Origin of the sequence: Delftia sp. PE138 (assembly GCF_018320755.1) — a bacterium.
GTDB classification, from domain to species: Bacteria; Pseudomonadota; Gammaproteobacteria; order Burkholderiales; family Burkholderiaceae_C; genus Comamonas; species Comamonas tsuruhatensis.
In genome coordinates, this window is the sequence record NZ_JABEPN010000003.1 from 263563 (window position 1) to 282476 (window position 18914).

The 18914-nt window shown below is 69.3% G+C and carries 20 protein-coding genes and 1 pseudogene; 15 read left to right on the forward strand and 6 right to left on the reverse strand.

Annotated elements, in window-relative coordinates:
* The first annotated feature begins 19 nt into the window (after positions 1 to 19).
* From hpaE to HFGMBDPB_RS13560, 12 genes and pseudogenes are all read left to right on the forward strand, one after another.
* The gene (hpaE, locus tag HFGMBDPB_RS13505) at positions 20 to 1477 is read left to right on the forward strand and encodes a 5-carboxymethyl-2-hydroxymuconate semialdehyde dehydrogenase (protein ID WP_016447341.1); all 1458 of its coding nucleotides are present in this window, start codon (positions 20 to 22) and stop codon (positions 1475 to 1477) included.
* Between the two features lie 42 nt (positions 1478 to 1519).
* A pseudogene (locus HFGMBDPB_RS13510) lies at positions 1520 to 2515 on the forward strand (tripartite tricarboxylate transporter substrate binding protein); the annotation flags it as partial.
* Positions 2516 to 2535: 20 nt separating this feature from the next.
* Complete coding sequence (locus tag HFGMBDPB_RS13515) at positions 2536 to 2862, forward strand: aromatic ring-opening dioxygenase subunit LigA (RefSeq protein WP_012202043.1); 327 nt, start codon at positions 2536 to 2538, stop codon at positions 2860 to 2862.
* Position 2863: 1 nt separating this feature from the next.
* Positions 2864 to 3682 carry a DODA-type extradiol aromatic ring-opening family dioxygenase gene (locus tag HFGMBDPB_RS13520; protein WP_016452251.1) on the forward strand — a complete coding sequence of 273 codons (819 nt, stop codon included), beginning with the start codon at positions 2864 to 2866 and terminating at the stop codon, positions 3680 to 3682.
* On the forward strand, positions 3683 to 4117 hold the full coding sequence (locus tag HFGMBDPB_RS13525; protein ID WP_212645575.1) for a 5-carboxymethyl-2-hydroxymuconate Delta-isomerase: 435 nt from the start codon (positions 3683 to 3685) through the stop codon (positions 4115 to 4117).
* Position 4118: 1 nt separating this feature from the next.
* Positions 4119 to 4952, forward strand: coding sequence for a 2-oxo-hept-4-ene-1,7-dioate hydratase (gene hpaH / locus HFGMBDPB_RS13530; RefSeq protein WP_034365851.1), 834 nt, complete (start codon positions 4119 to 4121; stop codon positions 4950 to 4952).
* 45 nt (positions 4953 to 4997) lie between these two features.
* Positions 4998 to 6452 carry an NAD-dependent succinate-semialdehyde dehydrogenase gene (locus HFGMBDPB_RS13535; RefSeq protein ID WP_212645576.1) on the forward strand — a complete coding sequence of 485 codons (1455 nt, stop codon included), beginning with the start codon at positions 4998 to 5000 and terminating at the stop codon, positions 6450 to 6452.
* Between the two features lie 18 nt (positions 6453 to 6470).
* Complete coding sequence (locus HFGMBDPB_RS13540) at positions 6471 to 7292, forward strand: aldolase/citrate lyase family protein (protein ID WP_012202038.1); 822 nt, start codon at positions 6471 to 6473, stop codon at positions 7290 to 7292.
* 86 nt (positions 7293 to 7378) lie between these two features.
* Complete coding sequence (hpaR, locus tag HFGMBDPB_RS13545) at positions 7379 to 7867, forward strand: homoprotocatechuate degradation operon regulator HpaR (RefSeq protein ID WP_016447335.1); 489 nt, start codon at positions 7379 to 7381, stop codon at positions 7865 to 7867.
* A 44-nt stretch (positions 7868 to 7911) separates the two neighbouring features.
* On the forward strand, positions 7912 to 8547 hold the full coding sequence (locus HFGMBDPB_RS13550; RefSeq protein ID WP_074921177.1) for a 3'-5' exonuclease: 636 nt from the start codon (positions 7912 to 7914) through the stop codon (positions 8545 to 8547).
* A gap of 190 nt (positions 8548 to 8737) precedes the next feature.
* Complete coding sequence (locus HFGMBDPB_RS13555) at positions 8738 to 9241, forward strand: flavin reductase family protein (protein ID WP_016452255.1); 504 nt, start codon at positions 8738 to 8740, stop codon at positions 9239 to 9241.
* A gap of 209 nt (positions 9242 to 9450) precedes the next feature.
* Positions 9451 to 10866, forward strand: a complete 1416-nt coding sequence (locus tag HFGMBDPB_RS13560) for an L-histidine transporter HutT (RefSeq protein ID WP_212645577.1) — start codon at positions 9451 to 9453, stop codon at positions 10864 to 10866.
* Here the strand turns inward: HFGMBDPB_RS13560 and HFGMBDPB_RS13565 are convergent.
* Positions 10863 to 12062 (reverse strand): DUF5666 domain-containing protein, encoded by a 1200-nt coding sequence (locus tag HFGMBDPB_RS13565; RefSeq protein WP_212645578.1) that lies wholly within the window; start codon positions 12060 to 12062, stop codon positions 10863 to 10865. The two genes, HFGMBDPB_RS13560 and HFGMBDPB_RS13565, sit on opposite strands and share 4 nt — an antisense overlap.
* Before the next feature lie 148 nt (positions 12063 to 12210).
* Here HFGMBDPB_RS13565 and HFGMBDPB_RS13570 point away from each other — a divergent pair, with 148 nt between their 5' ends.
* From HFGMBDPB_RS13570 to HFGMBDPB_RS13580, 3 genes are read left to right on the forward strand one after another with little or no spacing between them, the layout of a single operon-like run.
* Entirely contained in the window at positions 12211 to 12921 is a 711-nt protein-coding gene (locus HFGMBDPB_RS13570; protein ID WP_231574364.1) for a PepSY domain-containing protein, read from the forward strand.
* A complete protein-coding gene (locus HFGMBDPB_RS13575; RefSeq protein WP_013800000.1) occupies positions 12921 to 13601 on the forward strand; it encodes a response regulator transcription factor in 681 nt (226 codons plus the stop codon). Before HFGMBDPB_RS13570 ends, HFGMBDPB_RS13575 begins: the two co-directional genes overlap by 1 nt.
* The gene (locus HFGMBDPB_RS13580) at positions 13591 to 14928 is read left to right on the forward strand and encodes a sensor histidine kinase (RefSeq protein WP_212645579.1); all 1338 of its coding nucleotides are present in this window, start codon (positions 13591 to 13593) and stop codon (positions 14926 to 14928) included. Before HFGMBDPB_RS13575 ends, HFGMBDPB_RS13580 begins: the two co-directional genes overlap by 11 nt.
* Positions 14929 to 14947: 19 nt before the next feature.
* Here HFGMBDPB_RS13580 and minE read toward each other — a convergent pair whose 3' ends face one another.
* From minE to HFGMBDPB_RS13605, 5 genes are all read right to left on the reverse strand, one after another.
* Positions 14948 to 15211, reverse strand: coding sequence for a cell division topological specificity factor MinE (gene minE, locus HFGMBDPB_RS13585; protein ID WP_016447328.1), 264 nt, complete (start codon positions 15209 to 15211; stop codon positions 14948 to 14950).
* A gap of 6 nt (positions 15212 to 15217) precedes the next feature.
* Entirely contained in the window at positions 15218 to 16030 is an 813-nt protein-coding gene (minD, locus tag HFGMBDPB_RS13590; protein ID WP_017405686.1) for a septum site-determining protein MinD, read from the reverse strand.
* Positions 16031 to 16079: 49 nt separating this feature from the next.
* Positions 16080 to 16826: a septum site-determining protein MinC gene (gene minC, locus HFGMBDPB_RS13595; protein WP_212645580.1), complete on the reverse strand. Its 747-nt coding sequence runs from the start codon at positions 16824 to 16826 to the stop codon at positions 16080 to 16082.
* A 168-nt stretch (positions 16827 to 16994) separates the two neighbouring features.
* The gene (locus HFGMBDPB_RS13600; RefSeq protein WP_212645581.1) at positions 16995 to 17783 is read right to left on the reverse strand and encodes a crotonase/enoyl-CoA hydratase family protein; all 789 of its coding nucleotides are present in this window, start codon (positions 17781 to 17783) and stop codon (positions 16995 to 16997) included.
* A 24-nt stretch (positions 17784 to 17807) separates the two neighbouring features.
* Positions 17808 to 18848 (reverse strand): acyl-CoA dehydrogenase family protein, encoded by a 1041-nt coding sequence (locus HFGMBDPB_RS13605; protein WP_212645582.1) that lies wholly within the window; start codon positions 18846 to 18848, stop codon positions 17808 to 17810.
* Positions 18849 to 18914: the final 66 nt, after the last annotated feature.

The following is an 18914-nucleotide window of genomic DNA, read 5'->3' on the forward strand; positions in this document are numbered from 1 at the left end:
CACACGCCAAGGAATCCCCATGCGCATTGACCACCTGATCGACGGCAAGGCCGTCGCCGGCAAGGACTATTTCGAGACCGTCAACCCCGCCACCCAGGAGGTGCTGGCCGAGGTTGCCGCAGGCGGCGAGGCCGAGGTGCAGGCCGCCGTCGCCGCCGCGAAGAACGCCTTCCCGAAATGGGCCAACACGCCCGCCACCGAACGCGCCAAGATCGTGCGCAAGCTGGGCGACCTGATCGCCCGCCATGTGCCCGAGATCGCGCAGACCGAGACCAACGACTGCGGCCAGGTCATCGCCCAGACGGGCAAGCAGCTGGTGCCGCGCGCGGCCGACAACTTCTACTACTTTGCCGAGATGTGCACGCGCGTGGACGGCCACACCTATCCCACGCCCACGCACCTGAACTACACCCTGTTCCACCCCGTGGGCGTGTGCGCGCTGATCTCGCCCTGGAACGTGCCCTTCATGACGGCCACCTGGAAGGTGGCGCCCTGCCTGGCCTTCGGCAACACGGCCGTGCTCAAGATGAGCGAGCTGTCGCCCATGACAGCCGCGCGCCTGGGCGAGCTGGCGCTGGAGGCCGGCATTCCGCCCGGCGTGCTCAACCTGGTGCACGGCTACGGCAAGGACGCGGGCGAGCCCCTGGTGCGCCACCGCGATGTGCGCGCCGTCTCGTTCACGGGCTCGACCCAGACCGGCAACCGCATCGTGCAGGCCGCCGGCCTCAAGAAGTTCAGCATGGAGCTGGGCGGCAAGAGCCCCTTCGTGATCTTTGACGACGCCGACTTCGAGCGCGCGCTGGATGCGGCCGTGTTCATGATCTTCTCCAACAACGGCGAGCGCTGCACGGCCGGCAGCCGCATCCTGGTGCAAAAGGGCATCTACGCGAAGTTCGTGGACCGCTTCGTGGAGCGCGCCAGGAAGATCACCGTGGGCGACCCGCTGGACGAATCCACCATCGTCGGCCCCATGATCAGCGCCAGCCACCTGGCCAAGGTGCGCCACTACATCGAGCTGGGCCAGAAGGAAGGCGCCAGCATGCTGTGCGGCGGCCTGGATGCGCCCGTGCTGCCCGAGCGCGTGCGCAAGGGCAACTACGTGCTGCCCACGGTGTTTGCCGACGTGGACAACCGCATGCAGATCGCCCAGGACGAGATCTTCGGCCCCGTGGCCTGCATCATCCCCTTCAGCGACGAGGCCGAAGCCGTGCGCCTGGCCAACGATATCCAGTACGGCCTGTCCAGCTACGTCTGGACCGAGAGCGTGGGCCGCGCCCACCGCGTGGCCGCCGCCATCGAGGCCGGCATGTGCTTCGTCAACAGCCAGAACGTGCGCGACCTGCGCCAGCCCTTCGGCGGCACCAAGGCCTCGGGCACGGGCCGCGAGGGCGGCAGCTGGAGCTACGAGGTCTTCTGCGAGCCCAAGAACGTGGCCGTGTCGCTGGGCTCGCACCATATTCCGCACTGGGGCGTCTGAACGGGCGACCAGCGACAACGACAAAGAGAACCGAGGAGACAAGACATGCAACGCCGCCATTTCCTGCAATCCACCGCAGCCACCACGGCCGCAGCGCTGATGCTCCCGGGCCTTTCCCAGGCCCAGCCCGGTAGCCCGGCCGGCACCTGGCCCGCAAAGCCGCTGCGCATCATCGTGCCCTTCACGCCGGGCGGCACCACCGACTTGGTGGCGCGCCTGGTGGGCACCGAGCTGGGCAAGTCCCTGGGCCAGCCTGTGATCGTGGAGAACAAGCCCGGCGCGGGCACGGTGATCGGCGTGGACTATGTGTCCAAGCAGCCGGCCGACGGCTACACCCTGGTGTGCGTGGCCAACAGCTTCACGGCCAACAAGACGCTGGTGAAGAACCTGCCCTACGACACCACGCGCGACCTCAAGCCCGTGGCGCTGATGGGCCTGTCCGAGCATGTGCTGGCCACCCACCCGGGCAGCGGCCTGAAGACGCTGGCCGACCTGCGCAGCCGCGCCAAGGCCAGGCCCGGCGAGCTCAGCTATGCCTCGTTCGGCAACGGCACCTCGGCCCATCTGTCGGGCGCGCTGCTGTGCCAGGAGATGGGCATCGAGATGGTCCACATCCCCTACAAGGGCCAGGGCCCGGCGCTGGCCGACCTGCTGGGCGGCCAGGTGGACGTGATGTTCGGCAACTGGCCCGAGTTCCGTGGCCATGTGCAAAGCGGCAAGCTGGTGGCACTGGGCATGGCCACGCGCCAGCGCTCGCAGTTCGCTCCCCAGGTGCCCACGCTGGCCGAGCAGGGCGTGGCGCTGGAATCCAACTCCTGGCAGGGTCTGCTGGCACCGGGCGCCACGCCCGATGCGCTGGTGCAGCGCATCAATGCCGCCGTGGTCAAGGCCCTGGCCGAGCCCGCCGTGGTGGACGCCTTCGCGCGCGGCGGCATCGTCTCGCAGGCCGGCACGGCGCAGCAGTTCGCAGCCTTCGTCACCAGCGAAATCGCCAAGTACGAAGCCATCATCCGCCGCGCCAACATCACGCTGGGCTGAGGCCGACACCGGGAGCCGCCATGAGCCTGTACACCATGCAGAAATTCCTGTTCCAGCTCAACCGCGAGCCCGAGGTGCAGCGGCGCTTCGCCGAGGACCGCGCCGCGCTGCTGGCCGAGTACGCGCTGGAGCCCGAGGAGTACGAAGCCATGTTCCATGGCGACATCGGCAAGCTCTACGTGCTGGGCTGCAACGGCCAGCTGCTGATGCACTTCGCGCCGCTGCTGGGCATGCCCTGGGCCGACTACCTGCAAGCCATGCGCGATGGCGTGCAAAAGCACGGACCGGTGCGCGCGGGCGTCTACGCGATGACGACAGCCACCAACGAAAAGATCGCAGGAGTTTGAGATGAGTCTGGTATTTGCAGGCGTTTGCAGCCATGCGCCCGGCATCACGGGCCGCGCACACCTGGCCGATCCGGCCACCAAGGATGCCTTCCATGCCGCCTTCCGCGACATGGGCGCACGGCTGGAGGCGGCGCGGCCCGATGCGCTGATCGTCATCGCGGCCGAGCACTTCGCCAACTTCTTCATGAACAACATGCCGGCCTATGCCATCGGCATGGCGGACCACTACGAAGGGCCCATCGAGGACCCGGCCTGGCTGGGCATAGAGCGCCACCGCATTCCCGGCAATGCCGAGCTGTCGCGGCGCCTGATCACCGAGGTCATGCAGACCGTGGACGTGGCCTTTGCCGAGGAGTGGAAGTTCGACCACGGCATCATGGTGCCGCTGCACTTTCTGACGCCGGCCTATGACAAGGACATCATCCCCGTCAACATCAACTGCCAGGGCCCGCCGCTGACGCCGCTGCACCGCGCCTGGGCCTTTGGCGAGGCCCTGCGCCGCGCCTGCGACAAGGCGCCCGAGCGCATCGCCATCGTGGGCACGGGCGGCATCTCGCACTGGCCGGCCACGCCCGACTCGGGCAAGGTCAACTGGGAATGGGACCAGCAGTTCATGGACCGCTGGTGCCGCAACGACCGGGACGCGCTGCTGTCGTACACCGACGCCGAGACCTACCGCGACGGCGGCCAGGGCGGCTTCGAGATCCGCAGCTTCATCGCCGTGGCCGCCGCCGCGCGCGGCGCGGGCCAGGTGCTGTACTGCCAGCCCATTCCCATCTTCGCCGTGAGCTGCACGGCCGCCACCATGGAGGTGGCCTGAATGCCGCACGTGGTCATCCTCTACACGGCCAGCCTGGACGCGCACACCGACATGACGCAGCTGTGCCGCGCCCTGGCCGACACCATGCTCACCGTGCGCGCCGAAGACGGCGCCCAGGTCTTTCCCACGGGCGGCACGCGCGTGCTGGCCTACCCCGCGCCGCACAGCGCCGTGGCCGATGGCGGGGCTGCGGGCCGCGCAGCGGGCGGCGATGGCGACTACGGCTTCATCTACATCAACCTGCGCATGGGCCGGGGCCGCACGGCCGCCGTGCAGCAGCAAGCGGGCGACGCCCTGCTGGCCTGCGCGCGCCGCCATCTGCAGCCGCTGTTCGCGCAGCTCCACCTGGGCCTGACCGTGCAGGTCGATGAAAGCCCGGGCCAGGTCTACGACGGCAAGCACAGCACCCTCCACCCTCTCTTTTCCAGGCCTTGAAATGTTTTCCCAAGAACTGTTGACCCAACTGGCCCAGGAGCTGGACCGCAGCGAGAAGACGCGCGTGCAGGTCGAGCATTTCTCCAAGCGCTTTCCCGGCATGACCGTGGAGGATGGCTACCGCGTCTCGCGCGAATGGGTGCGCCTGCAGATCGCGGCGGGGCGCAAGGTGATCGGCCACAAGATCGGCCTGACCTCGCGCGCCATGCAGATATCGAGCCAGATCGACGAGCCCGACTACGGCACCCTGCTCGACAGCATGCTCTACCGCTGCACGCCGGGCCAGGTGCTGGACATCCCGGCAGCCCACTTCATCGCGCCGCGCGTGGAGGTGGAGCTGGCCTTCGTGCTCAAGGCGCCGCTGCGCGGCCCGGGCCTGCCCGGCGGCAAGGAGATCACGCTGCAGGACGTGCTGGACGCCACCGACCACGTGACGCCGGCCATCGAGATCATCGACGCGCGCATCGAGCAGTTCGACCGCCACACCAAGGCCATGCGCAAGGTCTACGACACCATCAGCGACAACGCGGCCAATGCGGGCATCGTCACCGGCGCCGGCCGCGCTGACCCCCAGGTGATAGACCTGCCCTGGTGCGGCGCCATACTGCGCTGCAACGGCGTGGTCGAGGAGACCGGCCTGGCTGCCGGCGTGCAGGGCCATCCCGCCATCGGCGTAGCCTGGCTGGCCAACAAGCTCTCGCCCTGGGGCGAGGCCCTGGAGGCCGGCCAGACCGTGCTGGCCGGCTCGTTCACGCGCCCCGTGGCCGCCAAGCCTGGCGACCTGTTCGATGCCGACTACGGCCCGCTGGGCCGGCTGCAGTTCCGTTTTGTCTGAGCGCCTTCGTCCAGGCGCCTGCACCGTACTTCCAGGAGATTTCCCATGCCCCTTGCCCTGCGTGACCCCAGCCTGCTCAAGAACCTCTGCCTGATCGACGGCCAATGGCTGGCCGCCGACGATGGCAGCCGCATCGACGTCCACAACCCCGCCACGGGCGAAGCCGTGGGCCATGTGCCCCGCATGGGCGAGGCCGAGACGCAGCGCGCCATCGCCGCCGCCGAGCGCGCCTTCGCCCTTTGGAAGCAGCAGACCGCCGAGGCCCGCGCACGCCTGCTGCATCGCTGGTTCGAGCTGATGATGGAGAACCAGGAGGACCTGGCCCTGATCATGACCAGCGAGCAGGGCAAGCCCCTGGCCGAGTCGCGCGGCGAGATCGCCTACGCGGCCTCCTACGTGCAGTGGTTTGCCGAGGAAGCCCGCCGCATCTACGGCTCCACCGTGCCGGCGCCCTGGGCCGACAAGCGCATCATCGTGACCAAGGAGCCCGTGGGGGTCTGCGCCGCGATCACGCCCTGGAACTTCCCGGCCGCCATGATCACGCGCAAGGTCGCGCCCGCCCTGGCGGCGGGCTGCACCATCATCGTCAAGCCCGCGCAGCAGACACCGCTGTCGGCCCTGGCCATGGCCGAGCTGGCCCAGCGCGCCGGCATTCCCGAGGGCGTGTTCAGCGTGATCACGGGCTCCTCGCGCGCCATCGGCGGCGTGCTCACGGCCAGCATGGCCGTGCGCAAGCTGACCTTCACGGGCTCCACCGAAGTGGGCCGCGTGCTGGCCGAGCAATGCGCGCCCACGCTCAAGAAGATGTCGCTGGAGCTGGGCGGCAACGCGCCCTTCATCGTCTTCGATGACGCGGACCTCGATGCCGCCGTGGAAGGCGCCATGGCCTCCAAGTACCGCAACACCGGCCAGACCTGCGTGTGCGCCAACCGCCTGCTGGTGCAGGACGGCGTGTACGACGCCTTCATGGCCAGGCTCAAGGTCGCCGTGCAGGCCCTCAAGGTGGGCAACGGGCTGGAGGCCGGCGTGGGCCAGGGCCCGCTGATCGACCAGGCCGCCGTGGACAAGGTCGAGGAGCTGGTGGCCGATGCCGTGAAGAACGGCGCCGAGGTCGTGCTGGGCGGCAAGCGCCATGCGCTGGGCGGCACCTTCTACGAGCCCACCATCCTGGCCAACGCCACGGACCGCATGCGCATTGCCAGGGAAGAGGTCTTCGGCCCCGTGGCGCCCGTGTTCCGCTTCAGGACCGAGGAAGAGGCCATCCGCATGGCCAACGACACCGAGTACGGCCTGGCTGCCTACTTCTACGCCCGCGACGTGGGCCGCGTGTGGCGCGTGGGCGAGGCGCTGGAGTACGGCATGGTGGGCATCAACAGCGGCATCATCAGCACGGCCGTGGCGCCGTTTGGCGGCGTCAAGCAGTCGGGCATGGGCCGCGAGGGCGGCGCCGCCGGCATAGAGGAATACCTGAGCACCAAGTACCTGTGCATGGGCCACTGAGGCCCGGACAATCACACCATGCAGACACCTGTGAACCGCTTCAAGGCCGCCATTGCGGCCGACCAACCCCAGATCGGCCTGTGGCTGGGCCTGGCCGACGCCTATTCGGCGGAAATCTGCGCGGGCGCCGGCTTCGACTGGCTCCTGATCGACGGCGAGCATTCGCCCAACGACACGCGCACCCTGCTGGCGCAGCTGCAGGCCATCGCGGCCTATCCCGACAGCCATGCCATTGCCCGCGTGCCCATGGGACACGGCGAGGTCGGCGAGATGCTGATCAAGCAGTACCTGGACATCGGCGTGCAGACCCTGCTCGTGCCCATGGTGGACACGGCCGAGCAGGCCGCACGCATCGTGCGCGCCGCGCGCTATCCGCAGGCCGACGGCCAGGGCGGCATCCGCGGCATGGGCGGCGCACGCGCCTCGGCCTGGGGCCGGCGCGCCAACTACGCCCATGAAGCCAACGCCCAGGTCTGCGTGCTGGTGCAGGTGGAGACGCGCCAGGCGCTGGCCCACCTGGACGCCATTGCCGCCACCGAGGGCGTGGACGGCGTCTTCATCGGCCCGGCCGACCTGTCGGCCTCCATGGGCCACATCGGCAACCCCGGCCATCCCGAGGTGCAGGAGGCGATTGCCGACGCCATCGCGCGCATACGCCGCGCCGGCAAGGCGCCCGGCATCCTCACGCCCAACGAGGCCCTGGCGCGCAAGTACCTGGAGCTGGGCTGCACCTTCACGGCCGTGGGCCTGGACACCAGCGTGCTGGTGCAGGCCACCAGCGCGCTGGCTGCGCGCTTCAAGCAGGCAGCGGCCCCCGCGCCGAAAAGCCAGACCTATTGAGGCCCCGGCCTGACAAGGCGCGCGCAACGCCGCTCCGGGGAGGGAGCGGCGGCTGCATAGAATCCAGCCGACAGATGCTGCCGAACATGCCCCAGACCACGACCTCTTTTGCCCCCGAGCCGCTGCGCGCCTTCTCGCGCTCCCTGCCCATGGCGCTGCTGCGCGCCCGCGAATCGGTCATGGTGCGCTTTCGGCCCATGCTGCGCGCCCATGGCCTGACCGAACAGCAGTGGCGCGTGCTGCGCGCCATGGCGGCGGTCACGCACAGGCTGCGGCCCATGGAGCTGTCGCAGGCCACCTACATCAGCATGCCCAGCCTCTCGCGCCTGCTCAAGACGCTGGAAGGCCGGCAGCTGGTGGAGCGGTCGCGCCACGCCAGCGACATGCGCGGCGCCGAGTTCGAGCTCACGGCGGCCGGCCACGCCATCGTGGCCGAGATCGCGCCGCATTCCTCCGAGACCTATGCCGAGATCGAGCGCCTGGTGGGCCATGAAGAGATCGAGCAGCTCTACGCCCTGCTCGACCAGGTCGTGCAGCGCCTGGGCGCGGCCGACGGCAGCCAGGCCGAGGAATAGCCGCCCCGGCACGCCGGTCGGGCACTGCCGGGCACAATCGCCCCATGCCGCAGCCGATTGCCGTCATCGATTTTGAAACCACGGGCATGGCGCCTGCCCAGGGCGCGCGTGCCACCGAGGTCGCCATCGTGCTGATCGAGGGCGGCCAGGTCGTGGACCGTTTCCAGAGCCTGATGCGCACGGGCGCCTGGATACCGCCCTTCATCACGCGGCTGACCGGCATCACCAATGCCATGGTCGCAGCCGCGCCGCCCGCCGAGGACGTGATGCGCGATGCCGCCCGCTTCGTGGGCAGCGCGCCCATGGTGGCGCACAACGCGGCCTTCGACAGCAAGTTCTGGCAGTCCGAACTGGCCCTGGCCGGCGAGGCCGCGCCCCAGCCCTTTGCCTGCACCGTGCTGCTGTCGCGCCGCATCTACCCGGAGGCGCCCAGCCACAGCCTGAGCCGGCTCACCGCCCACCTGGGCCTGCCCGTGGCCGAGCGTGCCCACCGGGCGCTGGCCGATGCCGAAATGGCCGCCGCCCTGCTGGCGCGCATGCAGCAGGACCTGTGCCGGCGCTATGCGCTGGCCTGGCCCGAGCATGCACTGCTGATGCGGCTGCAGCGCTGCGCGCGCGCCCGCATGTCAGGCTGGCTGCAGGAGAACGCCGCGCCCGCCCAGATGCGCATGGCGCTGTGAGCCGGCACGGCGCACGCAAGGCAAAGACCTCCCTGGCCAAATCCCCATCGGCCGCATCTGCCGGCATCCGCACCCATAATGCACGGTTGCTGCCCGGCTACGGGCGCCCGTCCCAAACGCGGCAGCCCTGCTGCCGCCTTGCTGCCGCCTGGTTCTTGCACCCGTGAATTCCGCCCTGCCTCCTGCCGCCATGGCCAACCTGGCCCCTCAGGCCCCGTTCTCGTCGCGCGAGTTCCGCGACGCGCTGGGCCAGTTCGCCACGGGCGTGACCATCGTCACCGCGCGCAGCCCGCAGGGCCATCCGGTGGGCGTCACCGTGAGCTCGTTCAACTCGGTCTCGCTCACACCGCCGCTGGTGCTGTGGAGCATGGCGCTGTCGGCGGCCTCGCTGCCCGTGTTCCAGCATTGCTCGCACTACGCCATCCATGTGCTGTCGGCCTCGCAAAAGCCCCTGGCCGAGCTGTTCGCGCGCAAGGGCGTGGACCGCTTCGCCAACACCGCCTGGCGCAGCTCGGCCCAGGGCGTGCCGCTGCTGACCGAAGCCACCACCGTCTTCGAGTGCCGCAACCGCCATCGCCATGAAGAGGGCGACCATGTGATCTTCATCGGCGAGGTCGAGCAGTGCAGCCACCAGGCCGGCCACACGCCGCTGCTGTACCACGCAGGCCGCATGCACACGGGCGGCCTGGGCTGAGCCCGGGCCCGCGGCAGCACTCCCGTCGTCTCTCTCGGCAGCTCCCCCATTCCCGTTCCTTCCCGCCTCCGGGTAATCCCCGGTCCGGGAAATCGGTGTCTGCGCATATTGTATATACAGGCTTATACATCTGAGCACAGACCCATCCGCAGGCCGATGAAGCCCGTGGATGCGGCGGCCATTTCACCAATGACGGGGGGAGACAGCACATGAGTTCACCATCTGCAGGCAGCCTGCACCGAGGGCTGTCGGCCCGCCATATCCGCTTCATGGCACTGGGCTCGGCCATAGGCACGGGGCTGTTCTACGGCTCGGCCAAGGCCATACAGCAGGCGGGGCCCTCGGTGCTGATCGCCTACCTGCTGGCGGGCGCGGCGGTCTACATGGTGATGCGCGCGCTGGGCGAGATGGCCGTGCACAACCCCGTGCCCGGCTCCTTCGGCCAGTACGCCAGCGACTACCTGGGCCCGTTCGCCGGCTTCATCACGGGCTGGACCTATACCTTCGAGATGGTCATCGTCTGCCTGGCCGACGTGACGGCCTTCGGCATCTACATGGGGTTCTGGTTTCCCGAGGTGCCGCGCTGGATCTGGGTGCTGTCCATCGTCTGCTTCATCGGCGCGCTCAACCTGTGCTCGGTCAGGGTGTTCGGCGAGATGGAGTTCTGGCTGTCCCTGCTCAAGGTGGCGGCCATCATCGCCATGATCGGCGGCGGCCTGGGCATCATGGTGTTCGGCTTCGGCATGGCGGCCGGCCAAGCGCCCACCGGCATGCAGAACCTGTGGGCGCACGGCGGCTTCATGCCCAATGGCATCCCGGGCCTGATCGCCTCGCTGGCGGTGGTGGTGTTCGCCTTCGGCGGCATCGAGATCATCGGCATCTCGGCCGGCGAGGCCAAGGACCCGGCGCGCGTGATCCCGCGCGCCATCAACGCCGTGCCGCTGCGCATCCTGCTGTTCTACGTGCTCACGCTGTTCGTGCTGATGAGCATCTTCCCCTGGCCGCAGATCGGCAGCCAGGGCAGCCCCTTCGTGCAGATCTTCAGCGGCCTGGGCATTTCCTCGGCCGCCACCATCCTCAACATCGTGGTGATCTCGGCGGCCGTGTCGGCCATCAACAGCGACATCTTCGGCGCCGGCCGCATGCTCTACGGCATGGCGCACCAGGGCCAGGCCCCCGCCGGCTTCGGCCGTGTCTCGCGCCATGGCGTGCCCTGGATGACGGTGGTGGTGATGGCCGTGGCGCTGCTGGCCGGCGTGGTGCTGAACTACCTGATCCCCGAGGACGTGTTCCTGCTGATCGCCTCCATCGCCACCTTCGCCACGGTCTGGGTCTGGCTGATGATCCTGCTGTCGCAGTTCGCGGCGCGCCGCCGCATGAGCCCACAGCAGGTGGCCGCGCTGAAGTTCCCGGTCCCGCTGTGGCCCGCCGCGCCGCTGGCCGCCATCGCCTTCATGCTGCTGGTGCTGGGCGTGCTCGGCTACTTCCCCCACACCCGAGCCGCGCTGGTCGTGGGCGGCCTGTGGATCGTGCTGCTGGGCGCCGCCTACCTGCTGTGGGTGCGCCCCGCCGCCGCGCGTGCGCAGAGCGAGGCGATGCGGCCTGCGGCGAACGCGAACCCTTAGTCGAACTCGACCTCGGTGGCCACCACCATCGCGCCATCGACCGAGAGCCGGCCCTTGACCTCGACCACGCGCCCCACGGCAATTTGGGCAGCGCTGCCATCCTCGAAGCGCGCATTGCGATAGTCCACGCGCACGCCGCGCAGCTCGAAGATGCCGGCCAGGCTGTCGACAGCGGTGATGCGGCCCTCGATCTCGAAGCCATCGTCACTGTCCAGCCGCAGCTTGCGCTCGACCTCGGAGGCGCGAAGCACCCCGTCCTGGAACATGCCCTCGACCTCGACCAGGTCGCCCACGGCAAGGCCTGCGGGCAGGCGTGCGGCGCTGCCCGCGTCCACGCTCAGGCCGTCCACGACGAAGCGGGTCGGCGAGTCCATGCGGGTGATATGGCCGGTGACGTCGGCCTCCACGCCTGCCTGTTCGGGCAGCGTGGGACGCTGCACCGACAGTGCGGTGGCCACCCACAGGCCGGCGGCATCGGGCTGGCGCGCCAGTCGCAGGCTGACCACGTCGCCGGCAGCCAGCGCGGCGGCAACCTGCACGCCGCTCCAGTTGACGACGGCCTCGCCGATGCGCAGGGTGCGGCGCGACATGTCAACGGCATCCACAGGCGCGCGCAGGCGCCAGGGCTCGTCGGCGTCATCCTCGATCTCGATGCGGCTGGCAAGAATGCGGCCCTGCGCATCGCGCAGGCCGTGGACTTCCAGCACACGGCCGACCTGCAGCGCCGCCGCGCGGCCGTCCTCGAACACCGTGGCCGCATCGACGACCACGGTCTGGCCCAGTACGGTCAGCCGGTCGCCCACGACCGCGCTCAACGGACCTTCCAGATCGCTGCGCACAAGAATCTGGCGGGCCATGGCGCGCGCCACACCATCGCTGCCGGTGGTCACGGGGTCGGCCGTGACATGGACCGCCATGCCCAGCTTGAGCGCATCGCTGGCCAGCAGGACGCCATCGCCATCGGTGATCCGGGCCTGGCGCTCGTCATACCGCACCCCATTGACCAGGATGGAGCCGAAGCCGTCAATGGTGCCCGACGCATAGCTGGCGCTGGGAGTGACCGGCGTGGGGGCGGGCTTGTCAGCCCCGCCGCCGCCACCGCCGCAGGCGGCCAGCAGCACGGACAGCGAGAGCGCGCCAGCGCCCAGGGCCCGGTGCAATGGCGGGGCGGAGCGGGAAAAGCGAAGAAAATGCATGGTGTTCGATGCCAGAAAGAAACAGATGAAAAGGCACCGCGGCGGGGCCATCGGTGCAACCGCCTGCAGTGTCGGCAAAGGCGCCTAAACCGCGCATGAATGGCGCGTTCATGCACTGTTTAAGAACGTGCACATAAGATGCGTGGCCGTGAAACTCCGCCTCGCACTTGCTGCCTTGCTGGCCCTGCCGCTGGCGCCCGCCTCTGCCACCACGCCAGCGGAGCATGAAAGCGTGCGCCGCGAGGTGCAATCGAAGCGCCTGCGGCCCTTGGCGGAAATCCTCCAGGAAGTGCAGCAGCGCCACAAAGGGCGCGTCATCGACATCGAACTCGAGCGCGGCGCCGACGGCCGGCGCTGGTACGAAATCAAGCTCGCCAATGGCCAGCGCACGGAGATCTATATCGATGCAGTCACGGGACAGGACATCCCCCGGCCGGGCGCGACCACCGCCGTGCTGATACCCATGTCCGCCGTGGCGGCAGCCGTCACCCGCTTGCATCCCGGCACCGTGCTGCAGATCGAGCTGGAGGAAACGCGCAGCCCCAGGCCCTACTACGAGATCCAGCTGCTCACGCGCGAAGGCCGTGAGCAGCTGCTGCGCGCCGACGCCCAGACGGGCCGCATCCTGGCGGAGCCCGTCCTGAGCCGGGAGCAGGCCGCCACGCTGCAACCGCTGCCGCGCATTCTTGAGGAACTGGAGCGCAAGTACCAGGCCCGCGCCACAGAGGCCGAGCTCAAGATCGACGTCCGGCAGCGCGCCTACTACGAGGTCGAGTTGCAGCTGAGCGCCGGCCGCAGCATCGAAGTGCATGTGGATGCGTACAGCGGCCAGCCCATCGAAGAGGACGGACTGCGCTGATGCGGGTGCTCATCGTCGAAGACGACGCCGATCTTGCTGCAGGCCTGCAGGCCATCCTGCAGGAGGCCGGCATGCTGGCCGAGTGCTGCGCGGACGGCCGCCTCGCCCAGGAACTGGGCAGCGTCGAACACTATGACGCCGCCTTGCTGGACCTGGGGCTGCCAGGACAGGACGGCGTCTCGGTGCTGCGCCATTGGCGCGAGCAGGGCCGCTCCTTTCCCGTGCTGGTGCTCACGGCCCGCAACCGCTGGAGCGACAAGCTCACGGCCTTCCAGGCCGGCGCGGACGACTACCTGACCAAGCCCTTTCTGCACGAGGAGGTCGTCACGCGGCTGCGCGTGCTGCACCGGCGCGCAGCAGGCGGCAGCCGGCCCCTGGTGCAGATAGGCCCGCTGGCCTACGACACCATGGCAGACCGCTTCACGCTCGAAGGACGGCCGCTTGCGCTGACCGCGCAGGAGCAACGCATCCTGAGCTTTCTGACCAACCGGCATGGACAGCTCGTCAGCCGCGCCGACATCAGCGAGCATGTCTACGCACGCGACCTGGACCCGGACTCCAACACCGTGGACGTGCTGGTCGGCCGCATCCGCCGCAAACTGTCCCCGCATGGCCTGATCCATACCGAGCGCGGACGGGGCTTTCGCCTGCAGCAGGCCAGCGGCGACCATGCGTCCTAGGCACTGGGGCCTGTCGGAGCGCCTGCTGGCACTGAGCCTGGTGGCCACGCTGGCCTGCGGCACGGCCGCCAGCTGGCTGCTGCGCGAGCAGTTGCACGACGCGGTGCTGCGCAGCTTCAAGGCCGGCCTGCAGGACCGTGCCGAGCGGCTGCAGGCCGAGCTGCAGTCCCCTGGGCCCCTGACCGGACAGGGCACGCGGCTCAATCGCGGCGAGTTCGGCCGCATTTTCTCGGGCTGGTACTGGACACTGGAGCAGGACGGGCGGCTGCAGCAGTCGCGCTCGGTCTGGGACGACAGCCTGGAGCTGGACGACGCCCGTCCCTGGCCCCGGCACAAGGGCAGGGAGACGCTGCTGTCGCTGCGCGGGCCGCAGGGGCGCGAACTGCTGGGACTGCGCCGCAGCTTCGATGTCGCGGGCCGGCGCGTGCAGCTGCACGTCTTCGGCCCGCTGGACGGTACGCGCCAGGAATGGCGCCGCATCGACCGCATCCTGCTGGTCACCGAGCTGGGCCTGGTCGCCGCGCTGCTGCTGTGCACGGTGGCGCTGGTGCGCCTGGGATTGCAGCCGCTGCGCAGCCTGCAGCAGGCGCTGCAGGACATGGAAGACGGCACACGCACGCAGCTGGGGCGGCACTTCGGCCCCGACCTGGACCCGATTGCCGAGGCCGTGGACCAGGTGCTGCAGCGCAATGCCCAGGTCGTGGAGCGCGCGCGCCACCAGGCGGCCGACCTGAGCCATGCGCTCAAGAAGCCGCTGGCCGTGCTCGGCATCCAGGCACGCGGCCATCAGGTCGATGGCCCGTGGCTGCGTGATCAGGTACAGGCCATGTCCCACACCATCGACCGCCATCTGGCGCGCTTCGCCAGCGGCGCCGGCAGCGCCGGCAGCGTGGCGCTGGATGAGGTGCTGGCCCGGCTGCTGGATGCCATGCGCCAGATCCACGCCCAGCGGCGCCTGTCCTGGTCCATCCAGACCTCCACGCCGCTGCCCGGCCATGGGCAGCGCTGGCGCGGCGCGGCCTCGGACCTGGAGGAGATGGCGGGAAACCTGCTGGACAACGCCGGCAAGTGGGCACGCAGCCGCGTCACGCTGGCCGTGTGCCAGGATGGCACGACGACGCTGCTGCAGATCGATGACGACGGCCCAGGCCTGGCACCGGAGCATCTCGCGCAGGCCATGGAGCGCGGTGTCCGCTTCGACGAACAGGCCCAGGGCCACGGCCTGGGCCTGGCCATCGTGCGCGACATCGCCGAGACCTATGGAGGATCGCTGGAGATGGGGCCGAGCCCGCTGGGCGGGTTGCGCTGCACGCTGCGCCTGGGCTGAGCACGGCGCCGGGCGGCGCTCAGCGCGCGGCGTCGGGCAGTTCGATCTTGACTTCGAGCACTTCCAGGTTTTCCTGGCGCTCCAGGTGCACCTTGATGTCGTTGACGTCGATGTCCACGTACTTGGAGATCACCGCCATCAGCTCCTTTTGCAGCGCAGGCAGGTAGTCGGGACCGCCGCCATTGCCGCCCACGCGCTCGCGCGCGAGGATGATCTGCAGGCGCTCCTTGGCCACCGAGGCCGTCTTCTTCTTTTCTCCGAGCAGGAAAGAGAGCATGGACATGGCCGCTTACCTCCCCCCGAACATGCGTTTGAAGAAGCCGGGCTTTTGCGCTTCGGTGAAGCGCATGGGCTTTTCCTCGCCCAGGAAGCGCGCGACCACGTCCTGGTAGGCCTCGGCCACGTCCGAGCCCTGCATGTGCACGGCGGGAATGCCCTGGTTGGAGGCCTGCAGCACGGTTTCGGACTCGGGCACGACGCCGATCAGCTCGATGCGCAGGATGTCCTGGATGTCCTCCAGCGACAGCATCTGGCCGTCCTGCACGCGGTTGGGGTTGTAGCGCGTGATCAGCAGGTGTTCCTTGACGGTCTCGCCCGCAATGGCGCGCGCGGTCTTGGAGCTGAGCATGCCCAGGATGCGGTCGGAGTCGCGCACGGAGGAGACTTCGGGGTTGGTCACGACCAGGGCCTCGTCGGCGAAGTGCATGGCGATCAGCGCGCCGCTTTCGATGCCGGCCGGCGAGTCGCAGACGATGTACTCGAAGTCCATGCCCGCCAGGTCGTCCAGGATCTTCTTGACGCCGTCCTGCGTGAGCGCATCCTTGTCACGCGTCTGGGAGGCGGCCAGCACGAAGAGGTTGTCGCACTGCTTGTCCTTGATCAGGGCCTGGTTGAGGTTGGCCTCGCCCTGGATGACGTTGATCAGGTCGTAGACCACGCGGCGCTCGCAGCCCATGATCAGGTCCAGGTTGCGCAGGCCCACGTCGAAATCGATGACGGCGGTCTTGTGCCCGCGCAATGCGAGGCCCGATGCGAAGCTGGCGCTGGTGGTGGTCTTGCCCACGCCACCCTTGCCGGAGGTCACGACGACTATTTTGGCCATGTTTGCACGGTTCCTTAAAGACTGGAGAGCAAAGAAGAAGGGTCCGGTGTCATACCGGCTCGATGAGGATTTTCTCGCCGTCGAGACGCACCTTGGCGGGCCTGGCGGCCACATCCGCGGGGAGATCGGTCTCGATTGTGCGATAGATGCCGGCAATCGACAGCAGCTGTGCTTCCATGCAGGTGCTGAAGATGCGCGCCTCGGTGTTGCCGCGCGCCCCGGCGATGGCCCTGCCGCGCAGCGGCGCGTAGACATGGACGTTGCCGTCGGCGATGACTTCGGCGCCATAGCTGACCATGGCCAGCACCACGATGTCGGTGCCGCGCGCATAGACGCGCTGGCCCGAACGCAGCGGCTTGTCCACGATGAGGGCGTCGGCCTGGGGAGCAGGCACCTCGCGCACCACCTCGATCTCGCGCACGACTTCCTGGATCTCGATCTCGGGCACCGTGGGCCGCACGGGCGCGGCCTCGGGCGCGGGCGCCAGGCCTGCGGCACGCGCCGCCTCCATCTGCGCCGGGCTGCCGCCGCGCACGGCCACGGGCACGGTGCGGTGAAAGCGCAGTGCCTCCACGAGCACGGCGAAGTCGATGGCCTCCTCGGCCTCGCGCACATGGGCCAGGTCGACCAGCACGGGGTCGTTGTCGAAGAAATCCGGGTCGTCGGCCAGGCGCTGGGCCAGGTCGGCCACGAGCGCACGTACGTCGGTATCCCGCAGGGCCACGGCCACCACGGGCAGCTGCGCGCTCTTGAGGTCGAAGCTGGGGCGGGCAGTACTCGTCGTTTCAACGGCCATGGGACTGGGAGTGCGGTGGATGGGAGAGTTGCCTCTCGACGCGCAAAGTGTACTGTGTGTGCAGTACATGGGCGCCCACTCCCGCCGGGAGGCCGGCACCGGGGAGTGTCCATTTGTGTTGTGTCACACACGGCCCATGCCCCCGTGGCGGGGGCCGGGCAGGCCCGGTCACTGAAACCGGGGCTTACGCTTCTCCACGAAGGCCATCACGGCCTCGCGGTGGTCGGCGGTCTTGTGGGCCAGGGCCTGGTAGCCGGCGGACAGCTCCAGCAGCGACTCCAGCGTGCTGTGCTCGCCCTCGCGCAGCAGGCGCTTGGTCATGCGCATCACGGCGCCGGGGTTGGCGGCGATCTTGTCGGCCAGCGCGCGTGCCGTGGGCAGCAGCTGGTCCGCCGGCACGACGCGGCTGACCAGGCCGCAGGCCAGGGCCTCCTGCGCGTCGATGGCCTCGCCCGTGAACGCCATCTCGGCCGCCTTGGCGCGGCCCACGGCGCGCGGCAGCAGCCAGGCGCCGCCGTCGCCCGGCACGATGCCCACGCGCACGAAGCTCTCGGCAAAGGTGGCCGTCTCGCTGGCGATGCGGATGTCGCACATGCAGGTCAGGTCCAGCCCCGCGCCGATGGCCGGGCCGTTGATGGCGCAGATCACGGGCACGTCCAGCTGGGTCAGGGCACGCGGAATGCGCTGTATGCCCTGGCGGTACTCCTCGCGGATGGCGTCGGGCGTGAGCGCGTCGTCGAAGAAGCGCTGCATGTCCTTGACGTTGCCGCCCGAGCTGAAGATGGGGCCGGCGCCCGTGAGGATGACGGCCTTGACCGAGGCGTCGCGCCGGATCTCGTCGCAGACCTGCACGAATTCCTCCACGGCCGTGTTGCCCGTGAGCGCATTGCGCGTCTCGGGCTGGTTCATGGTGAGGGTCCAGATGGCGCCGTCGCGCTCGATGTTCAGAAAGGGCATGGATGGGGTTCCTTCGAGAGCCTGTCAGTCGGTGATATCGGCGGTGATATCGGCGGTGATATCGGTGGTGGAGCGGATCAGATCCAGGGTGCTGCCCGCGTGGCCATGGACCAGCGCGGCGCCTGCCACACCGTGCCAGTACGACTCGGAGCCGGCCGTCTGGCGCCAGGCATGCAGGCGGCGCGTGAGCAGTTGCAGGTCGTATTCCTCGGTGAAGCCCATGGCGCCGTGGATGGCGTGGGCCGCCTCGGCCACGGCCAGCGCGGCCTGGCTGCAGCGCGCCTTGGCCACGGCCACGCGCAGCCGATCGGGGAAGACGCCCTGCCCCGCGCAGCCCAGCCGGGCCGCCATGCGCGCGGCGAAGACATGCTCGCTCATCACCGCCAGCTGGTGCTGTATGGCCTGGAACTTGCCGATGGGGCGGCCGAACTGCTGGCGGTCGTTCGCATACTGCAGCGTGCGCTGGAACACCTCCATGAGTGCGCCCGCCAGCTGCGCCGCCACCAGGCCGGCCTGCAGCGTGCGCAGGTCCAGCCCATCCGGCAGGGCAATAGCGGGAGCAGGTGCTGCGCGGACCTGATCGGCGCTCCAGCGCAGGTTCACGTCCAGGCAGAAGGCCGCCGGCTCGGACTGCGCCTGCGCCACGGGCAGCAGGCTCCAGCCCTGCGCATGCTGCACCAGCACGCTGTCCGCCACCGCGCCCAGGCGCACGGGTGCGCAGTGCAGGCTGCCATCCGGCTGGAGCAGGCCTTGCGCCAACGCGATGGCGCCTGGTGGACGCTCCGCCCCCGCGCCCGCCAGCAACGCGCGCGCCAGCATGGTCTCGCCCAGCGGCACGGGCAGCGCATGGGCGCCGGCCAGCGACCACACATCGAACAGCTGCGCCAGCGCCAGCCCCGCGCCGCCCGCGTGCTCAGGCACCAGGGCATCGGCAAAGCCGGCCTGCTCCAGCGATTGCCACAGCGCCCGGGGCGAGCCCCCCGCCTCGATGGCGCGCACCCGCGCGGGCGTGCACTCGCCCTGCAGCAGCTGGCGTGCGGCATCGGCAAACAAATCGTCTTCCATGTCTCTCTCCATTCATGACACATGACGCCAGGCCTTGGGCGTTCCGTTTGAAACTGGCGCGCCCCA

Excerpts from the sequence above, each read along its gene's own strand:
- HFGMBDPB_RS13575 (WP_013800000.1), top strand. The coding sequence starts at position 12,921 with ATGCGGGTGCTCATCGTCGAAGACGACGCCGATCTTGCTGCAGGCCTG.
- HFGMBDPB_RS13580 (WP_212645579.1), top strand. The coding sequence starts at position 13,591 with ATGCGTCCTAGGCACTGGGGCCTGTCGGAGCGCCTGCTGGCACTGAGC.
- minE (WP_016447328.1), bottom strand. The coding sequence starts at position 15,211 with ATGTCCATGCTCTCTTTCCTGCTCGGAGAAAAGAAGAAGACGGCCTCG.
- HFGMBDPB_RS13555 (WP_016452255.1), top strand. The coding sequence starts at position 8,738 with ATGGCCAACCTGGCCCCTCAGGCCCCGTTCTCGTCGCGCGAGTTCCGC.
- HFGMBDPB_RS13535 (WP_212645576.1), top strand. The coding sequence starts at position 4,998 with ATGCCCCTTGCCCTGCGTGACCCCAGCCTGCTCAAGAACCTCTGCCTG.
- HFGMBDPB_RS13520 (WP_016452251.1), top strand. The coding sequence starts at position 2,864 with ATGAGTCTGGTATTTGCAGGCGTTTGCAGCCATGCGCCCGGCATCACG.
- minC (WP_212645580.1), bottom strand. The coding sequence starts at position 16,826 with ATGGCCGTTGAAACGACGAGTACTGCCCGCCCCAGCTTCGACCTCAAG.
- hpaE (WP_016447341.1), top strand. The coding sequence starts at position 20 with ATGCGCATTGACCACCTGATCGACGGCAAGGCCGTCGCCGGCAAGGAC.
- HFGMBDPB_RS13540 (WP_012202038.1), top strand. The coding sequence starts at position 6,471 with ATGCAGACACCTGTGAACCGCTTCAAGGCCGCCATTGCGGCCGACCAA.
- HFGMBDPB_RS13600 (WP_212645581.1), bottom strand. The coding sequence starts at position 17,783 with ATGCCCTTTCTGAACATCGAGCGCGACGGCGCCATCTGGACCCTCACC.
- hpaH (WP_034365851.1), top strand. The coding sequence starts at position 4,119 with ATGTTTTCCCAAGAACTGTTGACCCAACTGGCCCAGGAGCTGGACCGC.
- hpaR (WP_016447335.1), top strand. The coding sequence starts at position 7,379 with ATGCCCCAGACCACGACCTCTTTTGCCCCCGAGCCGCTGCGCGCCTTC.
- HFGMBDPB_RS13550 (WP_074921177.1), top strand. The coding sequence starts at position 7,912 with ATGCCGCAGCCGATTGCCGTCATCGATTTTGAAACCACGGGCATGGCG.
- HFGMBDPB_RS13515 (WP_012202043.1), top strand. The coding sequence starts at position 2,536 with ATGAGCCTGTACACCATGCAGAAATTCCTGTTCCAGCTCAACCGCGAG.
- HFGMBDPB_RS13525 (WP_212645575.1), top strand. The coding sequence starts at position 3,683 with ATGCCGCACGTGGTCATCCTCTACACGGCCAGCCTGGACGCGCACACC.
- HFGMBDPB_RS13605 (WP_212645582.1), bottom strand. The coding sequence starts at position 18,848 with ATGGAAGACGATTTGTTTGCCGATGCCGCACGCCAGCTGCTGCAGGGC.
- minD (WP_017405686.1), bottom strand. The coding sequence starts at position 16,030 with ATGGCCAAAATAGTCGTCGTGACCTCCGGCAAGGGTGGCGTGGGCAAG.
- HFGMBDPB_RS13560 (WP_212645577.1), top strand. The coding sequence starts at position 9,451 with ATGAGTTCACCATCTGCAGGCAGCCTGCACCGAGGGCTGTCGGCCCGC.
- HFGMBDPB_RS13565 (WP_212645578.1), bottom strand. The coding sequence starts at position 12,062 with ATGCATTTTCTTCGCTTTTCCCGCTCCGCCCCGCCATTGCACCGGGCC.